Below are 21,500 nucleotides of genomic sequence, written 5' to 3'. Positions count from 1 at the left end.
TTCATTTCGTAGAAATGATGACAGGAACCATATTGATGAACGGCAGTTAAACGGGCTGGAATGAACAGGAGGGGACGACCTGTGAACTTAGTCGTCATTTCGAATCGAGTTGCGCGCGGTAAACCCAGCGAGCCCATGACGGGCGGCCTGGCTGCGGCATTGCTCCCCGTCGTGGAGCATTCGGGTGCCATCTGGGTGGGTTCCTCCGGCCGCGTGCGTGACGGCCATCAGAAGGAACCTTTTGCCGAGATTGAGGCACTGGGGTCGGGTGCGATTGCGACGCTGGATCTGCCGGCGGCGCATTACGGCGGCTATTATGAAGGCTTCGCCAATTCGGCGCTATGGCCAGCGCTGCATTCGCGCAGCGATTTGATCCGCGTCTCGCGCGACGACTACGTCAGCTATCGCGAGGTCAACGCGTTCATGGCGCGTGCCTTGATGCGCTTCCGCAAGCCGCAGACTGCGTTCTGGGTGCAGGATTACCATTTCCTCGCGCTCGGCGCGGAGCTGCGCGATCTTGGCGTCGATGATCCGATCGGCTTCTTCTTGCACACGCCGTGGCCAGTCGCCGCGGTGATGCAGGGCGTGCCCAATCATCGCGAGCTGATCACGGCGATGCTGGCTTATGATCTGCTCGGTTTCCAAACCGAGGAGGATTGTCAGAATTTCGTCGACTACGCCGGCGGCGAGCTCGGCCTCATCGTCGAGGACGGCGTCGTGCTCTCGCAGCACGGTCGCACGCGTTGCGAGGTGTTTCCGATCGGCATCGACGCGGAGAAGTTCGCAGCCTATGCCACGAAATCGGCTTCGCATCCGGATGTCTCGCGTCTGCGCCGCAGCCTCAACGGCGAGCGGCTCGCGATCGGTGTCGACCGGCTCGATTATTCCAAGGGCCTCGTCAACCGCATCAGCGCGTTCGACCGGCTCTGGACGGAACAGCCGCAACTTGCGCGCAGCATCTCGCTGCTCCAGATCGCCAATCCCTCGCGCGGCGGGATCGAAGCCTACGGCAATCTCCAGAACGAGGTCGCGCGCCTGGTCACCGATGTCAACGGCCGTCATGGTGAGGTCGACTGGACGCCGATCCGTTATCTCAACAAGGGTTTTAGCCAGACCGTGCTCGCGGGGCTTTATCGTACCGCGCAGGTCGGCGTGGTGACGCCGCTGCATGACGGCATGAACCTCGTCGCCAAGGAATATGTCGCCGCGCAAAACCCGGCCGATCCCGGCGTGCTGGTGCTGTCGAAGTTCGCCGGTGCCGCCAACGAGCTCGAGACCGCCCTGCTGGTCAATCCGCACGACATCGACGGCATGGCCCGCGCCATTGCGGTCGCCGCCGCGATGCCGCTCGCCGAGCGCAAGATGCGCTGGGACGCGATGATGAAGACGCTGCGCGGCCACACCATTCAGCAATGGTCGTCGGATTTCGTCGCCGAACTGGAGAAGTGCCGCACCGAGAAGGTCGCGGCCGCCCCGCTCGCAGCGCAGCCGCCGCAAGCGCTTCGCTGGCTGAAGTCGGCGATCTCGGGCGTGCGGTTGATCTAATCCCTCTCGCCTTTCTTGCGGGGAGAGGCGAGCCTTAATAGCAATACGACACGCCTTCCAGAATCGCGCACTGCTGCTTGTTCGCCGCGTTCGGATCGTCCATTGGCACCATGCCCTTGCCTTGGCCGACGAACACGCCGGGCCCGACATGCACCGAGCTTTTGTTGCCGATGATCACGCTCTGATGCGGTGTCGAGCTGGAGCGCGTCCCATCCGGCCAGAGGATGGCATCGCCCGAAAGCACCCCGCGCCGCCCATCGTCGCAGGTCACATCGATGCCCTGCCGGGTACAGGCCTGTGCGTTGGCCGACGCACTAAAGGCGGCGCCAAGGGCCAAAATCAGGTTCAGCGCGGCAATGGTTTTGCGGATGGTCATGGTGTCCCCGGTCGTGTTGGATGTCCTTGAGTGAATCGTCGCGCCAAACCCGCGACTGGTTCAGCCTAGGTAGGCTCCGGGCGGCCGCGTGAGGCTAGATATTCTGTTGCAAATACAATACGTTGCGGAAAATTCACCCGATTTACCCGCGATCCCTTGCAAAATCACCGGCGCCCCTTCAAGAGAAGGCGCTCCGGAGAGATGGCCGAGTGGCTTAAGGCGCACGCTTGGAAAGCGTGTGTGCGGGAAACCGTACCGTGGGTTCGAATCCCACTCTCTCCGCCAGCGCGCAGGATTTCGCTACACCAAGCTGCCTTTCGCTGAACGGCCGCGCGACACTCATGTGGTAATGAAATGTCTGTGGCGCAGTCCCTTTCCTGGCGGCGCGACCTGAACTCCATGAGCGCCCTCCACGCTCGATCGCTGGTTGAATCAACCGGATGTTTTTTGCCTTCAAAGCAAAGTCCGTGACGTGGGAAAGCCCTCGCGTCAGCGCTGGCTGCGGCCTTTGGTTCAGCCCCCCGGCGCGGTAAGCGAGCGCTGAAAGCGATGCCAAAGCTCACGCGCCAATATCGACGCGATAGACCGCGAGCGGAACAATCAAAGTTCCCTGGTCGCAGGGCCGCAGCCCAGTGAGAAATTTGTCCGTGAACCTTTTTTTCGCTGAGCGGACTCACGTTTGGCAGAATGCGCCGTATGCCGCGCAGTCGGAATACATAGCTGCCGGCCGTGAACGCGGCCGCCGGCGATGATCGTCATTTTGACGGATATTGTCCGATTGAAGTGAGCCGGCGCTTGCCGAATCTCACCGCCAAACATCTGGAGGAAGTTCCATGACCGAGCTCCGGCTGACCTCGCTGCAGGGCGGGGCGATTGCGCTTACAGGCGATAGTCTTGATGCTCTGCGGCAGACACTGCGAGGCAATGTTTGTCTACCCGAGGAGGCGGGCTACGATGAGGCCCGCACAATCTGGAATGCGATGATCGACCGTCACCCCGGCGCGGTGGTCCGCTGCAGAGGTGCCGGGGACATCATGCGTGCCATTACCTTCGCGCGTGAGCACGGTATTCTGCTTGCCGTGCGTGCGGGCGGCCACAACATTGCGGGTAATGCCGTGTGCGAAGGAGGTCTTTTGCTTGACCTCTCGCTGATGCGCGGCGTTCGGGTCGATCCCGTTAGCCGCACTGCGCGAGTCGAACCTGGGGCTACCCTGGGCGACTTCGACAGGGAGGCGCAGGCCTTTGGACTGGCCACGCCGCTCGGCATCAATTCGACGACTGGCGTGGCCGGGCTCACGCTCGGCGGTGGATTCGGATGGCTGAGCCGCAGGTTCGGGCTTACTGTCGACAATCTCATCTCAGCCGACGTGGTGACGGCTGATGGCAAGCTCATGCAGGCGAGCGCAACCGAGAACCCCGATCTGTTCTGGGCACTGCGCGGAGGTGGCGGCAATTTCGGCGTCGTGACCTCGTTCGAATTTCGCCTGCACCCGGTCGGTCCAATGGTCTTGTCCGGCCTGATTGTCCATCCCTTTGCCCAGGCAAGAGAGCTTCTCGCCGGCTACCGCCAGGTCGCAGCCAAAGCACCTGACGAACTCACGCAATGGGTGGTCCTCAGAAAGGCCCCGCCGCTCCCCTTCCTGCCGGCTGACGTTCATGGCAAGGAGATCCTCGTCTTTGCGGTCTGCTACGTAGGCGATGAGCGCGACGGCAACCGCGCATTGGAACCGCTGCGCACGCTCGGAGAGCCGATCGCTGATGTGGTCGCCATGCAGCCATTCACGGCATGGCAGAGCGCGTTCGACCCATTGCTGACTCCGGGTGCCTACAATTACTGGAAGTCGCACAATTTCGTTGAACTGAGCGACGGCCTCCTGGACGTCCTCGTAAGCCAAGTCGCGAGGCTCCCGACCGAGGAGTGCGAAATCTTCATCGGACAGCTCGGCGGGGCGGCCAGCCGTGTGACGCCGGACGAGATGGCCTATCCTCATCGGAGCGCGAATTTTGCGATGAATGTCCATACACGGTGGCGCGAACCCGCCGACAGGCAGAACTCGATCGACTGGGCGCGGAAGCTGTTTGCTGAAGCCGCGCCTCACGCGACAGGCGGCGTCTACGTCAATTTCATGCCTGAAGACGAAACCGATCGCGTGTCCAGCGCATACGGCGCGAACTACGCGCGTCTCGCGGCGCTGAAGGCCAAGTACGATCCCGGCAACTTGTTCCGGTTGAACCAGAACATCCAGCCCTCCGCACAACGATCGGCGGCCTGACGAGACAGAGGAGGAAACTGCAGCTGAGCAGTCTACGGAGACGAAGTTGGACATCGGAGAATGGCTGCGCGGCCTGGGCTTGCAGTCCTATGAGCTGACGTTCCGTGACAATGCTATCGACCTTGAGGTGCTGCCTCGTCTGACAGCCGATGATCTTAAGGAGATTGGAGTCCGGGCTGTCGGCCATCGGCGGAAGATTCTTGATGCAATCGGCTCCTTGCCGGCGGCTACGGGCGCCATTCGGGCGCCCGTATCGGCCGAACGCCGACAGCTCACACTGATGTTCGTGGATCTCACCGGCTCGACGGATCTCAGCCGACGGGTCGATCCCGAAGAGCTGCGCGAGATCATGCGCTCCTACCAGAATGCGGTGGCAGGAGAAATCGCAAGGCTCGAAGGGCACGTCGCGAAGTTTCTGGGGGATGGCATTCTCGCTTATTTCGGGTGGCCTCGAGCGAGCGAAGACGCGGCAGAGCGAGCTGTCCGAGCGGGACTCGCTGTCGCCATTGCGGTCGGCAGCATGTCGGACGGCGCAGGAAATTCTCTGGCAGCGCGTATCGGCATCGCCACCGGGCTAGTGGTGGTGGGCGATCTGCTCGGTGAGGGGGCCGCGAAAGAAGAGGCCGTGACTGGGGAAACACCAAATCTAGCTGCCCGTCTGCAGCAGGTAGCAGAGCCCGGCACCATCGTCATTGCCGACAGCACGCGCCGCCTGGTCGGCGACTTGTTCGAACTGGCCGGGCTCGGCTCTCTTTGTCTCAAGGGTTTTGCCGAACCGGTCCCGGCGTGGCGGGTCATCGGCGAAGGCCGGGCTGAGAGCAGGTTCGAGGCCTTGCACGGAGCGCATGTCACGCCACTGGTCGGGCGCGGCGAGGAGCTCCATCTCATGCTGTCGCGGTGGCAGCTAGCAGAAGGGCGAGCCGGGCAGGTTGTCCTCATTTCGGGCGAGCCAGGGATTGGAAAATCACGACTGGTGGTCGCGCTACGCGAGAGGCTGAAGGCCGCGCCTATCACGCTCATTAGCTACGCCTGCTCGCCGCATCATACAAACAGCGCCCTCTTCCCGTTCGTTTCCCAGCTCGGGCGGACGGCTCGCTTTGCAGCTGACGATAGCTGGGAAAAGCGCCTGAAGCGTCTTGAATCACTCCTTTCTGAAGAAGGCGAGGAATCGCTCGGCGATTTACTACCGCTGTTCGCAGATCTGCTGGGCATTCCTAACCCGATGTCTGGCGCGATGGCGGCCTTGCCGCCACAGCAAAGGAAAATACTTCTCTTCCGGGCGTTCATGTCCCGGATTGATCGAGTCGCCGCGCGCGGCCCCGTCTTGATGGTGCTAGAGGATGCGCACTGGCTGGATCCAACCTCGCACGAGCTTTTTGATCAGATCGTCAACAGGCTTCAGGATCTGCCCGTGCTGCTCGTCGCGACGTTTCGCCCCGAGTTCCCGGCTCCATGGATCGGCTTTCCGCATGTCACGCTGCTCACACTGAACCGCCTTCCACGAACCCAGATGATTGCGCTCGTCGACCGGATCACAGACGGCAAGGCGCTACCGGAGGAGGTTCTACGGCAAATACTGGCGCGCACCGAGGGTGTGCCGCTCTTTACCGAAGAACTCACGAAAGCCGTGTTGGAAGCCGGCATTCTCCGTGATGCCGGGGACCGGTACGCGCTTGCCGGACCATTTCCGTCCGTGGCGATCCCGGCGACGCTGCACGATTCGCTGATGGCTCGCCTCGATCGTCTCGGGCCGGTGAAGGAAGTCGCGCAGATCGGAGCCTGTATCGGCCGCGAGTTCGATCATGAGCTGCTTGCAGCGGCCGTTTCGATGCCAGAAACGGAACTCGCCGTGGCGCTTGACCGATTGCTCTCGGCGGAGCTCATCTTTCGGCGAGGGCTTCTGCCGGCTGCTACCTACACCTTCAAGCACGCTCTGGTGCGCGACGCCGCCTACGAAAGCCTGCTGAAGCGACGCCGCCAAGAGCTGCACGCGCGCATTGGCACCTCAATCGAGGCGCTGTTTCCACAGCTAGTTGAAGGCCAGCCGGAGCTGGTCGCCGGTCATTTCAGCGAGGCGGGGCTCGCGGAGAGGGCTATTCCATACTGGTTGCGGGCGGGTCGCCTAGCAGCCAGTCGATCTGCGAACATGGAGGCCATTGCTCATTTGAGATTTGGACTCGAGTGCACCCAAGCACTTTCTCCTGGCGAATCGCGCTCACGTTGCGAGCTCTCCTTGCAGCTTGCACTCGGCGGCCCGCTCATCGCCACCAAGGGATTCGCCTCGCGCGAAGCAGAAGCAGCATACCAGCGGGCACAAGAGCTCAGTCGAGAGCTGCGAAGCGAGCATGATCTGTTACTGGCACTAAGAGGGCTCGGCTACGTTTACCATGTGCGTGCCAACCTACGCGGTGCAACAAGCCTTATGGAGGAGGCAGCCAGCCTGGCGAAGCGAAGCGCTGACCCTGCCCTTCTGGTCGAGACTGACCATTTCGCAGGCGTGGTATCTTTTCACCTCGGCGAATTCCAATTCGCACGAGATTTGCTTGAGAGAAGCGCAAACGCAGGCGAATTCCGCGGCCGCTACCACTCCGAAGTCTACGGAATCAACATGGGCGTTTTCTGCAATGCCTATATCAGCCATTGCGACTGGCATCTCGGCTATCCCGCTCGTGCCCTTAAGATGGCCCGGGCGGGTTTAACCGTCGCGCGCGAGATTTCACATCCATTCAGCATTGTGCTCGCGCTCAACTATCTGGCAATGTTGCATCAATTCCGGCGGGACCCCGTAGCCGCGCTCGAATCCGCCACAGAAGCACGGGGCCTCTGCGCTGAGCACGGCTTCGACTATTATGGTGCCTGGAGTAGCCTTGTCCGCGCCTGGGCGATCGCCGAGTCCGGCCAGCTCGATGAAGGTCTCTCAGCATACGACGCGGCGCTTGACGACTTCCGGCGTACCAACGCCGGTCTTCGCATCCCGCACCATCTCAGGCTATTGTCTACCCTCCATAAAAAAGGCGGAAAAGTCACTGAGGCGCTTCGCTTCATTGATCAAGCGACCTCGATTGCCAACTCGACGGGCGAGAGCTGGTGCGACGCCGAGCTTCACCGCGAGCGCGGCGAGCTGCTGTTGTGCGCAGCCAGCGCGGCGGCCCAGCACCGCGCGGACGCCGAGTTCCGCGTTGCGATCGAAACAGCGGCTGCTCAAGAAGCGAAGCTACCTGAGCTTCGCGCGAGCATTGCAAGGGCCAGACTCCAGGCGTCCTGCGGCCGGCTGCAACTAGCGCGCGATATACTTGCGCCGATCTACGATTGGTTCAGCGAAGATTTGGAAGAGCCGGATCTCGTCGAAGCCCGTACACTGCTGACCGATTTTGCAGTCTGAATGAACTATGAAGGCGGCCGCATCTTCGGCTGTCAATCCTCGTGGACAGTCAACCCAGCCTCTGGGGCGCACCTGCAGGCACCTGAAGCCGCGGTGGAATAGTGTCTGAACGAGCGCAGCAAATGCCGTAGCCAGGACCGTAGTTTATGAACGTCGCAGCGAAAAAGTCGCACAACTTCAGCCAGGTTGACAGCCTACTCTCTCGCCATTGGCGCGATTTCGAAACGTTGTTTGATCGTCTGGCCTGATTGGGCCGCAAAATATGTGAGCCGCCGGCGCGCGCAAAGGAAGCTCCGAGACTGGATCGCATCAATCTCAAATCATCGCGCTGGCTTATTGAGTTGGGGGCCTGCAATCGTCGCTAAGCGCCCAAGCAGGGTCGCCTCGGCCTTGGGAGTGAGACAGTAGCCTTCCGCCATCTCGACGATTTCGCCGCTGGCGACGCATGCGTCCCACCAGTCTCTCACGAAGCCCTCGGCGTACCCGCGCGTGTTGAAGTCGTAAGGGTCGGCGACAAGGTCGAAAGCGATCATCAGCTCGTAACAAATCGAGTCGTCGTAGGAGGCACCGGTCGCGGGACGGTCCACGAAAGCTTCGAAGGACCTGGCGGTACAAAGGCTCGAATAGAGCCAGAACATCAGTCCATACATCAGGTGCGAGCGCTCGTCGTCGTGCAAGGCGAAGAAGCCCTTCTCGTCCACGATCTGCCGGGCCAGGGCTCGCAATATTCGCTCGCCGTTCGGTAGACGGTCGCCGACGGCGGCCAAGGCCCGCACCACGATTGGTGATAACGTTCCCCGCTCGACGGTTGCAATCGCCGCAGCCCGATCCTCCTCGGCGGTGTCGTACTCGGACTCCTCGACCAAGCCTCGAATGAAGGTCTCGAAATCGGGCGCAACGACAGTGATGCTGTAGTCATCCTCCTGGTCGACATACACGACCTGCGGCTCGCCTTGTTTTCCACAGGCCCGGTAGTCGAGCATAATCAGTTCGTGGCCCGCGGTCGGTGTATCGGCGATGGCGACTCCGATCGGTGGATAGCGCCATTCCTCGATCATGAACTTGGCGCCCAATTGCCCGGCGAGCGAATATTTGGACGTGCGGCCGATGGCGTAGAGCCCCTCGATAGCCACGTGATCCTCCGCCCAGCCTGTACGCTCCTTCATTGGGTGGCAGTTGCGCTTGACCATTCCCCCATTGTGGCGCCGTGCGAGGTCGACATAGGTCGCCGGCAGCCGATACCCACCCAATTCCTGCTCAATGGAGGCGATCAGCTCGTCGCTCGGCGGAGGCTCGACATAGTTCTCCAGGGAATACGGACAGTCGTCCCAGAAGCCTTCGAAATCGAACCCGTCAAAGGGCCTTTTCGCCGTCATCCTCGTCACCCTATCGTGTTATGAGGCGTGTCTAAGCGCCCGGCAGCCAGGACCGTTGGTTGCCACCGTTTGGAATGAAAAGCAGCTTATACTTCAATCAGGATTGACTGACACTCTCTCCGCCAATCAACCTCATCTGACCAATTTCCATCGCCCATTCTCCGCGCGCTTCAGCGCCGGATCGCTCACGCGTACGTGCTCGGCGAGAAAATCGATGAACGCACGCACGCGCGCGGGCAGGGGTGCTGTGTGGCCGACATAGACGGCGTGGATGTCTTCGCGGTCACCGGGGTTATAGCCTTGCAGCACCGGCACGAGGCGGCCGGATTCAATGTCGGAGCCGATGTGGAAGATGGCGAGGCGGGCGAGGCCGACGCCGCCGAGCGCGAGGCGGCGAGCAGCTTCGCCGTCGCTGACGCGGGCGACCGGCGGCGGCACGGCTTCCTCGGTGCGGTCGCCGCGCTTGAACGGCCAGCCGCCGCGGATGCGTGGAAAGGTCCAACTGATGCCGCGGTGCTCAGCGAGATTCGCCGGCGTCTTCGGTGTGCCTGCGCGCGCCAAATAATCCGGCGCGCCGACGACAACCATGCGACTGGTACCGAGCTTTCGCGCAATAAGGCGTGAAGCGCGCAAGGGACCGACACGGATGGCGACATCGGCGCGCTCCTGCATCAGGTCGATCAGCGTGTCGGTCAGGACCAGATCGAGCGTGATTTCGGGATGCCACGCGAGGAAGCGCGGGATCAGTGGCATCAGATGTAACATGCCGAAGGGAATGTTGCTGTTGACAGTGAGGCGGCCGCGCGGCGTGGCGCCGGATGCCGCTTCGCGTTCGGCCTCTTCCATCTCGCCGAGGATGCGTACGGCGCGCTGGTAAAAGGCCTGGCCCTCCTCCGTCAGGATCAGCTTGCGCGTGGTGCGGTTGATCAGGCGGGAGCCGAGCCGTTCCTCCAGCCGCGAGATCAGCTTGCTGACGCCTGATGGTGTCAGGCGCAGTTTTCGCGCTGCCTGGGTGAATCCGCCGAAGTCGACGACGCGGACGAAAACCTCCATCTCGGCGGAGCGGTTGGTGTCGAAGCGGGCCATGTTGAATTCACGTCACAAATGATTGGATTGCGGACATTCTAATGGTTTTGCGTGAGCGCGGCTATCTGCGTGGCTCGTCTCATCCATTGGAGCCACGCATGCCTCCCGCCGTCCTCGCGCTTACCGCCGGTGCCTTCGGCATCGGCACCACCGAATTCATCATCATGGGCCTGCTGCTCCAGGTCGCCGCCGACATGCACGTTTCCGTGCCGGTCGCGGGGCTGCTTATCTCCGGCTATGCGCTCGGCGTGTTCGTCGGCGCGCCCGTGCTGACCCTGGCGACCCGCCGGCTGCCGCGAAAGACCGTGCTGCTGGCGCTGATGGCGATCTTTACGTTCGGCAACGCGGCCTGCGCGCTGGCGCCGAACTACGAATTGCTGATGGCCGCACGGGTACTGACCTCGCTCGCCCATGGCACGTTCTTCGGTGTTGGTTCGGTGGTGGCGACCAGCCTGGTCGCCGAGGACAAGCGCGCCTCCGCCATCGCCACGATGTTCATCGGCCTCACGGTCGCGACGCTGCTCGGCGTACCCTTCGGTGCCTGGTTCGGCCTGATGCTCGGCTGGCGCGCGGCGTTCTGGGCGGTGACGGTGATCGGCGTGATCGCCTTTGCGGTGGTGGCGGCGCTCGTGCCCGGCCATGTCGGCAACGGCGACAAGCCGATCTCGCTCGCCGAGGAGATTGCCGTGCTCGGGCGCGGGCAGGTGTTGCTTGGCCTCGCCATGACCGTGTTCGGCTTTGCCGGCCTGTTCGTCGTCTTCACCTATATCCAGCCGATCCTGACCCGTTTCACCGGCTTTTCGGAAGCCGCCGTCTCGCCGATTCTGCTGGTGTTCGGTCTCGGGCTTGCGATCGGCAACGTCGCCGGCGGCAAGCTCGCCGACCGTGGCCTCGCCCGCGCGCTGACCGGTACGCTGGCCGCGCTTGCCATCGTGCTGCTCGGTCTCGCCGCCGTGCTGTCGGTCAAGATTCCCACCATTGCGCTGATCCTGCTGCTTGGCATCGCGGCGTTTTCAACGGTCGCGCCGCTCCAGCTTCGCGTGTTGGAGGCGGCCGGCCCGAGCGGCCGCACGCTTGCGTCAAGCCTCAACATTGCCGCGTTCAATCTCGGCAATGCGCTCGGTGCCTGGGCCGGCGGCGTCACCATCGATCGCGGGCTCGGACTGTCCGCGCTGCCACTGGTTGCGGCCGGCATCACCGCAATCGGACTCGTGCTGGCGCTGTGGAGTCTCCAGCTCGACCGCAGGCAGGCCGCAGTCGCGGCGTGCCCGGCGGAATAGGGGAGACGCACATGGAATACCGCAATCTCGGCGCTTCCGGACTAAAGGTGCCCGTTCTCAGCTTTGGCACCGGCACGTTTGGCGGGCAAGGCCCGCTATTTTCGGCCTGGGGCCGCAGCGGTGCCGAGGAGGCGCGCCGGCTGGTCGACATTTGCCTCGAGGTCGGCGTCAATCTGTTCGACAGCGCCGACGTCTATTCCAACGGCGCCTCCGAGGAGATTCTCGGCGCCGCCATCAAGGGCCGGCGCGACAAGGTGCTGATCTCGACCAAGATGAGCCTGCCGACAGGTGATGGTCCGCTGGATTCCGGCTCGTCGCGGCATCGGCTGCTCACCTCGGTGGAATCGGCGCTGCGGCGGCTTGGCACCGACTATATCGATCTGCTCCAGCTCCACGCCTTCGACGCGTTCACGCCGATCGAGGAGGTATTGTCTACACTCGATACGCTCGTGCGGGCCGGTAAGCTGCGCTATACCGGCGTCTCCAATTTCTCTGGCTGGCAATTGATGAAGTCGCTCGCCGTCGCCGATCGCCACAGCTGGCCGCGTCATGTCGCGCACCAGGTCTATTACTCGCTGCTCGGCCGCGACTATGAGTGGGAGCTGATGCCGCTTGCGCGCGACCAGGGCGTTGGCGCGCTGGTCTGGAGCCCACTCGGCTGGGGCCGGCTCACCGGCAAGATCCGGCGCGATCAGCCCTTGCCACAAACCAGCCGCCTGCATGCGACGGCGCAGTTCGGTCCGCCCGTGGACGAGCAGCGGCTCTACGCGATCGTCGATGTGCTCGATGCGATTGCGGACGAGACCGGCCGTACGGTGCCGCAGGTCGCCATCGCCTGGCTGCTGTCACGCCCCACCGTCTCCTCGGTGATCATTGGCGCCCGCGACGAGGCGCAGTTGCGCGACAATCTCGGTGCGGTCGGCTGGTCGCTGAGCGCGGATCAGCTCAAGCGCCTCGACGAGGTCAGCGTGGTGATGCCGCCCTATCCCTATTATCCCTATCGCATCCAGGACGGATTTGCGCGACTGAACCCGCCGCCGGTATGAGCGGTGGTCATCGCTGACATTTGGTCGCATTGGCTGCTCCCGCCAATACGCCATGCAGAAACGCGGCTGTACAGGCCTTATTGCCATCCGTAACCTCCGCGCCACAATTTCAGGAGATGCGACGTGGCGAAGAAGGCGGCGACCAAGAAGAAAAGTGCTGCAAAGAACGCAGCGAAGACCTCGAGCAAGAAGGCGGTCGCCCTCAAGGGTGCGGCCGCGAAGACGGCCACGAAGGCTGCGCCGCGCAAATCGGCCGCCGCACGCAGTCCCAAGGGGCCGGCCTGGCAATGGTCGGCAGTGGAGACCGTGGCTGCGATCCGCTCCGGCGCAATCTCCGCGGTGGAAACCGTCGAGGCGCATCTGGAGCGGATGCATGCGGTCAATCCCCGGCTCAATGCGGTCGTCGTCGATCTTGGCGAGGACGCGCTGAAGGCCGCGCATGCGGCCGACAAGCAGCGCGCCAAGGGCGGCGAGCTCGGCCTCCTGCACGGCGTGCCCGTCACCATCAAGGAAAACGTCGACTACGAAGGCCGGCCCAATTTCAACGGCGTCCCCGCCAACAAGGACCTCGTTGCGCCGTCGGATTCGCCGGTGGTGCGTAACCTGAAGAAGGCTGGGGCGATCGTCATCGGCCTCACCAACACGCCGGAATTCTCGTTCCGCGGCTTCACCGATAATCCGCTGCACGGATTGACGCTCAATCCCTGGGACCCAAACATCACCTGCGGCGGCTCCTCGGGCGGCGCGGGATCGGCGGTCGCTGCCGGCATCGGCACCATCGCGCATGGCAACGACATCGGCGGCTCGCTGCGCTGGCCGGCGCATTGCAATGGCGTCGCCACCATCAAGCCGACGCAGGGCCGTATTCCTGCCTTCAACGCAAGCGCGACGGCCGAGCGGCCGATGCTGGCGCATCTCATGTCGGCGCAGGGGCCGCTTGCCCGCCACGTCGGCGACGTCCGTCTTGCGCTGGAAGTGATGAGCCAGCGCGATCCGCGCGATCCCTGGTGGGTGCCGGCGTCGCTGACCGGGCCGAAGCCGAAGGGTCCGATCAAGGTTGCGCTGGCAAAAATCCCGGAAGACATGCACGTCGATCCGGCGGTCAGCGCGGCGCTGCGTCAGGCCGCGGATCATCTGGAGCGCTCCGGCTATCGCGTCAGCGAGGTCGACGTGCCGGACATCAACGGCGTCTGGCAGACCTGGTGCGACATCATCACCAACGAGACGGTGGTGATGCAGGAGGCCGGCATGCTGAAAGTCACGTCGGAAGATTTCCACAAGGCGTGGGGCGGCATGAAGACCAAGGCGAGCACGCTCGATCTCAAGGCGTGGATGCAGGCGACAGCCGCGCGCAACGGCCATATCCGTGCCTGGCAGCTGTTCTTCGAGGAGTATCCGGTGGTGCTGGCGCCGACCACGGTGAAGCCGACGCCGGGTCCGCGCGACGACACCGTCAGTGCCGAACGCGTGCAGGAAATCTTCTGGGGCGAGATCCGCTTCATCTCGGCGATCAACGTGCTGGGGCTGCCCGGCGCCGTGGTGCCGGTGGCCTTGCACGATGGCAAGCCGATCGGCGTGCAGCTCATCGCGGGCCGCTACCGCGAGGATCTCGCGCTGGACGCTGCCGCCGCGATCGAGAAGCGCGCCGGCGTGCTGACCCACCGGCTCTGGGAGACGATGGCCTGATCTTGCTCTCGGGGCTTTCGCGCAACATGCGCGAAGCCCCGATGAGCCGGCGGGATCCGGTCGTCAGGTGTGAGGCAAGCGTCGTCCACTTTTCGCGCGCAGGCTTTTTGGTCGCCCGCGGATTGAGTTCATTAATCCAAATTGACTCAAATTTTAGCCAATTCACCAACAATCATTAGGGTTACTTCCTCGATCTCTAAGCGATTTATTGTCCGCTTTACCACCCGCCTCTAACAGAGGGGCGGCGGACAACGCACATGCCTCATACAGGCCAATAAGTGCGGCCCGCGCCACGCGGAGGTGGTACGATGCGCAACGAGACGATCGCTATTCATGCCGGCTACGAGCCCGAAGCCACCACGCACGCGGTTGCCGTGCCGATCTACCAGACCGCGGCCTACGCCTTCGACAGCGCCGATCATGGCGCAGCCCTCTTCAATCTCGAGGCCGAAGGTTTTCGTTACAGCCGCATCGCCAATCCGACCAGCGCCGTGCTGGAGAAGCGCATCGCCGAGCTCGAAGGCGGCGTCGGCGCGCTCGCGGTCGCGACCGGGCAGGCTGCACTGCATTTCGCCTTCGTCAACGTCGCCGACCACGGCGGCAACATCGTGTCCGTGCCGCAGCTCTACGGCACTACGCACACGCTGCTTTCTCACATCCTGCCGCGACAGGGCATCACCGGCCGCTTCGCCGAGAGCGACAAGCCCGAGGCGGTTGAGAGATTGATCGACGAAAACACCCGTGCCGTGTTTGCCGAGACCATCGGCAATCCCGCCGGCAATGTCTGCGACATTGAGGCGCTGGCCAAGATCGCGCATGCCCATGGCGTGCCGCTGATCGTCGATAACACGGTCGCCACGCCCATCCTGCTCAAGCCGTTCGACTACGGTGCCGATATCGCCGTGCATTCGCTGACCAAGTTTCTGGGCGGCCACGGCACCACGCTCGGCGGCGCCATCGTCGATTCCGGAAACTTCCCGTGGGCCAAGCACGCCGACCGCTTCCCGGCCTACAACAAGCCGGACGCCTCCTATCACGGCCTCATCTATGCCGAGCGCTTCGGCAGGACCGCCTATATCGAGCGCGCGCGCAGCGTCTATCAGCGCACCATGGGTTCGGTGCTGTCGCCGTTCAACGCCTTCCTTCTGCTCCAGGGCATCGAGACGGTGGCGCTGCGCATGGAGCGCCATTGCGAGAACGCCCGCAAGGTCGCCGAATTCCTGCGCAACGATCCGCGCGTCGCCTGGGTCAACTACACCGGCTTCCCGGACAGCCCCTATTATCCGCTGGTTCAGAAGTATCTCGACGGCAACGCGTCCTCGCTGTTCACCTTCGGCATCAAGGGCGGCATGGAAGCCGGCAAGAATTTCTACGACGCGCTGAAGCTGATCACGCGGCTCGTCAATATCGGCGATGCCAAGTCGCTGGCCTGCCATCCGGCCTCGACCACGCACCGGCAGATGTCGCCGGAGCAGCAGCGCACAGCTGGTGTGCTGCCAGAGACGATCCGCCTCTCGATCGGCATCGAGCATGTCGCCGATATCATCGAGGACATCGACCAGGCGCTGGAAAAGGCGTGTCCTGCCGCGCGTCTTCAGGCCGCGGAGTAGGCAATCGGCCGATGAGCGTCTTGATCGACAGGGATCAAGGTGTCGCAAGCCCGGCGCTGGTGCCGGCCGAGGGCGACCTCGCGCGCGATCATGCCGGCGCCGAGCTCACCATCGGCCTGATCAACAATATGCCGGATACGGCACTGAAGGCGACCGAGCGCCAGTTCATGAAGCTGCTTCAGGCCGCCGCAGGGCCGCGCCGCATCCGCTTTCATTGCTTCTCGCTGCCGTCGGTGAAGCGCTCGCCGGAAGCGAAGTGGCATGTCGAGAGCGAATATTCCGATCTCTCCGATCTCAAGCGCCAGAAGTTCGACGGGCTGATCGTGACCGGCGCCGAACCGGTCGCGCCCGAGCTCGACCAGGAGCCGTACTGGCGCGATCTCACCGAGCTGATCGACTGGGCCAGGACCAATACCCGCTCGACGATCTGGTCATGCCTTGCCGCACATGCGGCGGTGCTGCATCTCGACCGCATCGAGCGACAGCGCCTGCCGTCCAAATGTCATGGCATCTTCGACTGCGAATCCGTAACCGGCGACCCGCTGACGCGCGATGCGCCGGCGCCGCTCAAGGTCTCGCATTCGCGTCTCAACGAAGTGACCGAGGGGGATCTCACGCAGGCCGGCTATCAGGTGCTGACCCGGTCTGCCCAGGCTGGCGTCGACGTCTTCGTGCGGCAGTATGACAGCCGCTTCGTGTTCTTCCAGGGTCATCCCGAATATGACGCGCTGTCGCTCCAGCGCGAATATCTGCGCGACATCGGCCGCTTCCTCGCGCGCGAGCGGGAGGCCTATCCGGCGCTCCCCATGAGTTATTTTGACGCAGCGACGGAGGAGAAGCTGGTTCGATTCGAAAAGCGGGCGAGGCATCAGCGCCATCCGGCACTTACCAATGAATTGCCGGCGCTGACTTTGCGCACCGATATTGCGGCCGGCAGCGCCGCGACCGCACTTTTCCGCAATTGGCTGCAATATCTCGGCGCGGACGCTAAAGCTCCGCTGCTGGCGCGTTAACCCAGGGGTTGTTGGTTGCGCGTTAGGATTACCCTGGCGTTAAGCTTGCCTAAGGCCGCGCGCAAATGTTTCAGTCGAGACATATGGAATCACAGGGAATGCACCCGTGCTGTCGGCCCTCAACGGACGCTTGAGCAATCGGCTGGCCCGCCATTTCCGCGCGGCGCCGCACCGCTTGCCGGCGCACGCGCCGATGGTGAGCTTCACCTTCGATGACGCGCCCGACAGCGCCGCAGGCGAGGGCGCCTCGCTGCTGGAAGCGCATGGCGGGCGCGGTACGTTCTACCTCGCCGGCAGCCTGGTCGATCAGCCCAGGGATCATTGGCACGGCCTGTCGAACGATGCGATCGTTCGGCTGCATCGCGGCGGCCACGAGATCGGCTGCCACACTTTCTCGCATTTGCGCGCGGTCGATCTCGACGAGAGCGCGATGGCGCGCGAGATCGAGCGGAACCGCAGTCATTTTTTCGGCATCGATCCCTCGATCCGGCTTGAGAATTTTGCCTATCCCTACGGCCTCGCCTCGGTCTGGCGCAAACCGCAGCTCGCCCAAAACTTCCGCTCCGCGCGAGGGATCCTTCCGGGCGTCAACAGCGATGTCATCGATCTTCAGTTCCTGCGCGCTTCGCCGTTGGTCACTTGCGAGATCGATACGGATGGCGTGGACCGTTACTTCGACGAGGCCGTCGCTAGCGGCGGCTGGCTGATCTTCTACGGCCACGATGTCGTCGATGCGCCGAGCCCCTATGGCTGCACGCCCGACCTGCTGCGCCACGCGTTGAAGGCCGCCGGAGCGCGCAACATGCCGATCGTGACGGTCGCCGAAGCCTTGCGCAGGATCGGGGCGTAGCTTTTCGTCCGTCCCCCGCTCGTTGGGAGAAGATGGACTTGCAACGCCAGCTCCGTCATGCGACTGGCCTTGTGACGAATCTCGCAAACCCCCGACACGCCCATGTCCGCCCCTTCCACCGCTTCGCTGCCAGCGCCGGCCGATGGCCGCGATGCGCTGTCGGTGCTGCATTCGGTGTTCGGCCTGCCGGGGTTCCGAGGCGCGCAAGGCGAAATCATCCGGCACGTCACCGACGGCGGCAATTGCCTGGTGCTGATGCCGACCGGCGGCGGCAAGTCGTTGTGCTATCAATTGCCGTCGCTGTTGCGCGAAGGCTGCGGCATCGTTGTCTCGCCGCTGATCGCGCTGATGCGTGACCAGGTCGCGGGCCTGATCGAGGCCGGCGTCAACGCGGCGGCGCTGAACTCCTCGCTGACATTGCAGGAGGCCTCCGACATCGAGCGGCGCCTGATCGCGGGCGATCTCGACCTGCTTTATGTCGCACCGGAACGGCTGGTGACGCCACGCTGCCTGTCGATGCTGGCGCAGGCCAAGGTGGCGCTGTTCGCGATCGACGAGGCGCACTGCGTCTCGCAATGGGGTCATGACTTCCGGCCCGAATATGTCGGCCTCTCCATCATCGCCGAGCGTTTTCCCGACGTGCCGCGCATCGCGCTGACCGCGACCGCCGACGATTTGACGCGGAAGGAGATCGTCCAGCGGCTCCAGCTGACAGATAGCCCGCAATTCGTCTCGAGCTTCGACCGGCCCAACATCCGCTATGAGATCGTCGACAAGCGCAATGCGGTGTCGCAGCTGAAGGAGTTCATCCGGGAGCGCCATGCCGGAGACGCCGGCGTGGTCTATTGCCTGTCACGCAATCGTGTCGAGGAGGTTGCCGCGGCGCTCGCCGAAGCCGGCATTGCGGCGCTGCCCTATCACGCCGGCCTCGACAGCAGCGTGCGCTCCCGCAACCAGGATCGCTTCCTCAACGAGGACGGCATCGTCATTGTCGCGACCATCGCCTTCGGCATGGGCATCGACAAGCCCGACGTACGCTTCGTCGCCCACCTCGACCTGCCCAAGAGCATCGAGGCTTATTACCAGGAAACCGGGCGCGCGGGGCGCGACGGCAAGCCGTCGGCGGCCTGGATGACCTACGGGCTCTCCGACATCGTGCAGCAGCGCCGCATGATCGACGAGTCCAGCGGTTCCGACGATTTCAAGCGCGTGTCGATCGGCAAGCTCGACGCACTGGTCGGGCTCGCCGAGACCGCGCAGTGCCGCCGAAAGCGGTTGCTCGGCTATTTCGGCGAGACCTTGCATGGAGAGAGCTGCGGAAATTGCGACAACTGCCTGACGCCGCCCAAAATGCGAGAGGGCAAGGTGCTGGCGCAGAAGCTCTTGTCCTGCGCCTATCGCACCGGACAACGTTTCGGCGCGATGCATCTGATCGATGTGCTGATCGGACGCCTGACCGAGAAGGTGACGCAGTTCGGCCATGACAAGCTATCGGTGTTCGGCATCGGGCGCGAGCTCAATGAGAAGCAATGGCGCACCGTGCTGCGTCAGTTGGTCGCGATGGGGCATTTGCAGAGCGACAGCGAAGCCTTTGGCGCGCTGAAGCTGACGGAGACCGCGCGTGGCGTGCTGCGCGGGGAGACTGAGGTGTGGCTGCGCGAGGAGGCGCCAACGACTCGCGTTCGTGCCAGCCGCACAAAGTCCCGCCGCGGCGATCTCGCACCGGCGGCCGGCGCACCGCAGGGCGATGTCGATCCCGAACTGCGCGCGCGGCTACGCTCCTGGCGCTCGGATATCGCGCGCGAGCGTGGCGTGCCGGCCTATGTCGTGCTGCACGACGCCACCATCGACGGCATCGTCCGGGCCTGGCCGACCACGCTGGACGAATTGCGCAACGTCCCCGGCATCGGCGACAAGAAGCTCGAGCATTACGGCGACGAGCTGCTGCAGATCGTCAAGACGCGGTAGATCTCGTAGCCCGGATTGCGCTTCGCGAAATCCGGGCTACAGACTCATCTCATTTGGTGTGCGTCGCCTCAGCCGTTCCGGAAGGCGTACGCATATCCATTCAGTGCCGGCGCGCCGCCGAGATGGGCGTACAGGATCTTCGCGCCCTTCTCGAAATAGCCCTTCTGCGCGAGGTCGATCAGGCCCTGCATCGACTTGCCCTCGTAGACGGGGTCGGTGATCATGCCCTCGAGGCGCGCACTGAGGCGGATCGCTTCCTTGGTTTCTTCCGACGGCACGCCATAGGCGGGATAGGCGTAGTCCTCGATCAGCACGACGTCGTCGGCCACGAGCTCCTTGCCGAGCTCGACGAGTTTTGCGGTGTTCTGCGCGATCTCGAGCACTTGCGATTTCGTCTGCGCCGGCGTGAAGGATGCATCGATGCCGATCACCTTCCGCTCACGGCCGTCGGCGGCGAAGCCGACCAGCATGCCGGCATGGGTCGAGCCGGTCACGGTGCAGACGATGATGTGGTCAAACTTGAAGCCGAGTTCAGCTTCCTGCTTGCGCACTTCCTCGGCGAAGCCGACATAGCCGAGGCCGCCAAATTTGTGCACGGAGGCGCCGGCCGGGATTGCGTAGGGCTTGCCGCCGGCGGCCTTTACCTCGTCGATCGCCTGCTCCCAGCTCTTGCGAATGCCGATGTCGAAACCATCGTCGACCAGGCGCACGTCGGCGCCCATGATGCGCGAGAGCATGATGTTGCCGACGCGGTCATAGACGGCGTCCTCGTGCGGCACCCAGGCTTCCTGCACCAGGCGGCACTTCATGCCGATTTTGGCGGCGACGGCGGCGATCATGCGGGTGTGATTCGACTGCACGCCGCCGATCGAGACCAGCGTGTCGGCGTTCGAGGCGATCGCATCGGGAATGATGTATTCGAGCTTGCGCAGCTTGTTGCCGCCATAGGCGAGGCCGGAATTGCAGTCCTCACGCTTGGCGTAGATTTCAACATTGCCGCCGAGATGCTTCGACAGCCGTTCCAGCTTCTCGATGGGCGTCGGGCCGAAGGTCAGCGGATAGCGCACGAATTTGTCCAGTCTCATTGGATCATCCCGATTGGCGTTGGTGTCTGGGATGTGGCTAGCATTGCGCCGCAAAAAGGTGCTTTCGAATATTGCGTCCATATTGCGCTTAATCTTGCGAGTATCGCGCCATAGACTAATATTCCTTCCGCAATAGCGCGAATTTACGGAACCTTCTTCCATGTCCGCTCGTCTCGATCGCATCGACCTCAAGATGTTGAGATTGCTGCAGAATAACGGCCGGCTCAGCAATGCCGAGCTGGCCGAAACCGTCGCGATCAGCCCCGCCACCTGCCATCGCCGCACCCAGCGGCTGTTCGAGGACGGCTTTATTGCCGGGGTCCGCGCCATGGTGGCGCCGAAGAAGGTGGCCAAGGGCACGCTGGTGATGGTCGGCGTCGTGCTCGACCGCTCGACCCCGGAGAGCTTTGCGACCTTCGAGCAGGCGATCGCCAGGCTGAAATTCGTGCTCGACTGCCACCTCGTGGCCGGCGACTTCGACTACTTCCTGAAAATCCGCGTCGGCGACATGGAGGATTTCAACCGCATTCACGGCGAGCAGCTCATCGCGCTCCCCGGCGTTCGCCAGACCCGCACCTTCTTCGTGATGAAGGAGGTCGTCGACAACGCGCCGCTGGAGTTTTGAGCGACCGTTCAATGCATCAGTCTTCTGAGGTGCGAATATTGAGTGCGGGTGCGAGGATATCTACCCAAAGCAACCATGCACCTGCGGATGCCAATATGATTCCGCCGATTACAAATCTAACGAAGATGATGGGGCTGAAGAGTAATTGGTTGGCCGTAAGATAAAGCCCGCCGCTCAGCATGGCGCTTGCAAGAACAAATACCGCAAGCTTCCGCATATTGATCCTCCATTTCACGATTCGCCAACTGCGGCGAACGCAACTCGATTGCGCCGACGCCTCCATGCCTCTTGCCAAATCG

The 21,500-nt window shown here is 63.2% G+C and carries 16 protein-coding genes and 1 tRNA gene; 12 read left to right on the top strand and 5 right to left on the bottom strand.

Features of this window, described 5'->3' with window-relative positions; all coding sequences use genetic code 11:
* The first annotated feature begins 81 nt into the window (after nt 1-81).
* Nucleotides 82-1,545 carry a trehalose-6-phosphate synthase gene (locus tag YUA_RS0126580; protein ID WP_027533448.1) on the top strand — a complete coding sequence of 488 codons (1,464 nt, stop codon included), beginning with the start codon at nt 82-84 and terminating at the stop codon, nt 1,543-1,545.
* 34 nt (nt 1,546-1,579) lie between these two features.
* On the opposite strand, the gene YUA_RS0126575 is transcribed toward YUA_RS0126580, so the two are convergent.
* Nucleotides 1,580-1,921 carry a hypothetical protein gene (locus YUA_RS0126575; RefSeq protein WP_027533447.1) on the bottom strand — a complete coding sequence of 114 codons (342 nt, stop codon included), beginning with the start codon at nt 1,919-1,921 and terminating at the stop codon, nt 1,580-1,582.
* Between the two features lie 195 nt (nt 1,922-2,116).
* Here YUA_RS0126575 and YUA_RS0126570 point away from each other — a divergent pair.
* From YUA_RS0126570 to YUA_RS0126560, 3 genes are all read left to right on the top strand, one after another.
* Nucleotides 2,117-2,206, top strand: a tRNA-Ser gene (locus YUA_RS0126570).
* 548 nt (nt 2,207-2,754) lie between these two features.
* Nucleotides 2,755-4,194: an FAD-binding oxidoreductase gene (locus YUA_RS0126565; RefSeq protein ID WP_027533446.1), complete on the top strand. Its 1,440-nt coding sequence runs from the start codon at nt 2,755-2,757 to the stop codon at nt 4,192-4,194.
* A 46-nt stretch (nt 4,195-4,240) separates the two neighbouring features.
* The gene (locus YUA_RS0126560; RefSeq protein ID WP_027533445.1) at nt 4,241-7,576 is read left to right on the top strand and encodes an AAA family ATPase; all 3,336 of its coding nucleotides are present in this window, start codon (nt 4,241-4,243) and stop codon (nt 7,574-7,576) included.
* A gap of 320 nt (nt 7,577-7,896) precedes the next feature.
* On the opposite strand, the gene YUA_RS0126555 is transcribed toward YUA_RS0126560, so the two are convergent.
* On the bottom strand, nt 7,897-8,952 hold the full coding sequence (locus YUA_RS0126555; RefSeq protein ID WP_027533444.1) for an SMI1/KNR4 family protein: 1,056 nt from the start codon (nt 8,950-8,952) through the stop codon (nt 7,897-7,899).
* A gap of 132 nt (nt 8,953-9,084) precedes the next feature.
* Nucleotides 9,085-10,038, bottom strand: a complete 954-nt coding sequence (locus YUA_RS0126550; protein ID WP_027533443.1) for a LysR family transcriptional regulator — start codon at nt 10,036-10,038, stop codon at nt 9,085-9,087.
* Between the two features lie 98 nt (nt 10,039-10,136).
* Here YUA_RS0126550 and YUA_RS0126545 point away from each other — a divergent pair, with 98 nt between their 5' ends.
* The 7 genes from YUA_RS0126545 (at nt 10,137) to recQ (ending at nt 19,491) form a co-directional block, all read left to right on the top strand.
* Nucleotides 10,137-11,318: an MFS transporter gene (locus YUA_RS0126545; protein WP_027533442.1), complete on the top strand. Its 1,182-nt coding sequence runs from the start codon at nt 10,137-10,139 to the stop codon at nt 11,316-11,318.
* A gap of 11 nt (nt 11,319-11,329) precedes the next feature.
* Nucleotides 11,330-12,364 (top strand): aldo/keto reductase, encoded by a 1,035-nt coding sequence (locus tag YUA_RS0126540; protein WP_027533441.1) that lies wholly within the window; start codon nt 11,330-11,332, stop codon nt 12,362-12,364.
* Nucleotides 12,365-12,487: 123 nt separating this feature from the next.
* On the top strand, nt 12,488-14,050 hold the full coding sequence (locus tag YUA_RS0126535; protein WP_027533440.1) for an amidase family protein: 1,563 nt from the start codon (nt 12,488-12,490) through the stop codon (nt 14,048-14,050).
* Between the two features lie 308 nt (nt 14,051-14,358).
* Nucleotides 14,359-15,660 (top strand): O-acetylhomoserine aminocarboxypropyltransferase/cysteine synthase family protein, encoded by a 1,302-nt coding sequence (locus YUA_RS0126530; protein WP_027533439.1) that lies wholly within the window; start codon nt 14,359-14,361, stop codon nt 15,658-15,660.
* 11 nt (nt 15,661-15,671) lie between these two features.
* Nucleotides 15,672-16,673 carry a homoserine O-succinyltransferase gene (locus YUA_RS0126525; protein WP_027533438.1) on the top strand — a complete coding sequence of 334 codons (1,002 nt, stop codon included), beginning with the start codon at nt 15,672-15,674 and terminating at the stop codon, nt 16,671-16,673.
* Nucleotides 16,674-16,779: 106 nt separating this feature from the next.
* Nucleotides 16,780-17,523, top strand: a complete 744-nt coding sequence (locus YUA_RS0126520) for a polysaccharide deacetylase family protein (RefSeq protein ID WP_027533437.1) — start codon at nt 16,780-16,782, stop codon at nt 17,521-17,523.
* Nucleotides 17,524-17,625: 102 nt separating this feature from the next.
* On the top strand, nt 17,626-19,491 hold the full coding sequence (recQ, locus tag YUA_RS0126515; RefSeq protein WP_027533436.1) for a DNA helicase RecQ: 1,866 nt from the start codon (nt 17,626-17,628) through the stop codon (nt 19,489-19,491).
* Between the two features lie 68 nt (nt 19,492-19,559).
* On the opposite strand, the gene YUA_RS0126510 is transcribed toward recQ, so the two are convergent.
* Nucleotides 19,560-20,576 (bottom strand): 1-aminocyclopropane-1-carboxylate deaminase, encoded by a 1,017-nt coding sequence (locus YUA_RS0126510; protein ID WP_027533435.1) that lies wholly within the window; start codon nt 20,574-20,576, stop codon nt 19,560-19,562.
* A 160-nt stretch (nt 20,577-20,736) separates the two neighbouring features.
* Here YUA_RS0126510 and YUA_RS0126505 point away from each other — a divergent pair, with 160 nt between their 5' ends.
* Entirely contained in the window at nt 20,737-21,201 is a 465-nt protein-coding gene (locus YUA_RS0126505; RefSeq protein WP_027533434.1) for an Lrp/AsnC family transcriptional regulator, read from the top strand.
* A 16-nt stretch (nt 21,202-21,217) separates the two neighbouring features.
* Here the strand turns inward: YUA_RS0126505 and YUA_RS0126500 are convergent, their stop codons facing one another.
* On the bottom strand, nt 21,218-21,418 hold the full coding sequence (locus YUA_RS0126500) for a hypothetical protein (protein WP_156947232.1): 201 nt from the start codon (nt 21,416-21,418) through the stop codon (nt 21,218-21,220).
* Between the last annotated feature and the right edge of the window lie 82 nt (nt 21,419-21,500).

Source organism: Bradyrhizobium sp. WSM3983 (assembly GCF_000473045.1).
Classification (GTDB): domain Bacteria; phylum Pseudomonadota; class Alphaproteobacteria; order Rhizobiales; family Xanthobacteraceae; genus Bradyrhizobium.
This window is presented reverse-complemented; position numbering and strand designations above follow the sequence as displayed.

Excerpts from the sequence above, each read along its gene's own strand:
- YUA_RS0126575 (WP_027533447.1), bottom strand. The coding sequence starts at position 1,921 with ATGACCATCCGCAAAACCATTGCCGCGCTGAACCTGATTTTGGCCCTT.
- YUA_RS0126565 (WP_027533446.1), top strand. The coding sequence starts at position 2,755 with ATGACCGAGCTCCGGCTGACCTCGCTGCAGGGCGGGGCGATTGCGCTT.
- YUA_RS0126555 (WP_027533444.1), bottom strand. The coding sequence starts at position 8,952 with ATGACGGCGAAAAGGCCCTTTGACGGGTTCGATTTCGAAGGCTTCTGG.
- YUA_RS0126550 (WP_027533443.1), bottom strand. The coding sequence starts at position 10,038 with ATGGCCCGCTTCGACACCAACCGCTCCGCCGAGATGGAGGTTTTCGTC.
- YUA_RS0126545 (WP_027533442.1), top strand. The coding sequence starts at position 10,137 with ATGCCTCCCGCCGTCCTCGCGCTTACCGCCGGTGCCTTCGGCATCGGC.
- YUA_RS0126540 (WP_027533441.1), top strand. The coding sequence starts at position 11,330 with ATGGAATACCGCAATCTCGGCGCTTCCGGACTAAAGGTGCCCGTTCTC.
- YUA_RS0126530 (WP_027533439.1), top strand. The coding sequence starts at position 14,359 with ATGCGCAACGAGACGATCGCTATTCATGCCGGCTACGAGCCCGAAGCC.
- YUA_RS0126525 (WP_027533438.1), top strand. The coding sequence starts at position 15,672 with ATGAGCGTCTTGATCGACAGGGATCAAGGTGTCGCAAGCCCGGCGCTG.
- recQ (WP_027533436.1), top strand. The coding sequence starts at position 17,626 with ATGTCCGCCCCTTCCACCGCTTCGCTGCCAGCGCCGGCCGATGGCCGC.
- YUA_RS0126510 (WP_027533435.1), bottom strand. The coding sequence starts at position 20,576 with ATGAGACTGGACAAATTCGTGCGCTATCCGCTGACCTTCGGCCCGACG.
- YUA_RS0126505 (WP_027533434.1), top strand. The coding sequence starts at position 20,737 with ATGTCCGCTCGTCTCGATCGCATCGACCTCAAGATGTTGAGATTGCTG.
- YUA_RS0126500 (WP_156947232.1), bottom strand. The coding sequence starts at position 21,418 with ATGCGGAAGCTTGCGGTATTTGTTCTTGCAAGCGCCATGCTGAGCGGC.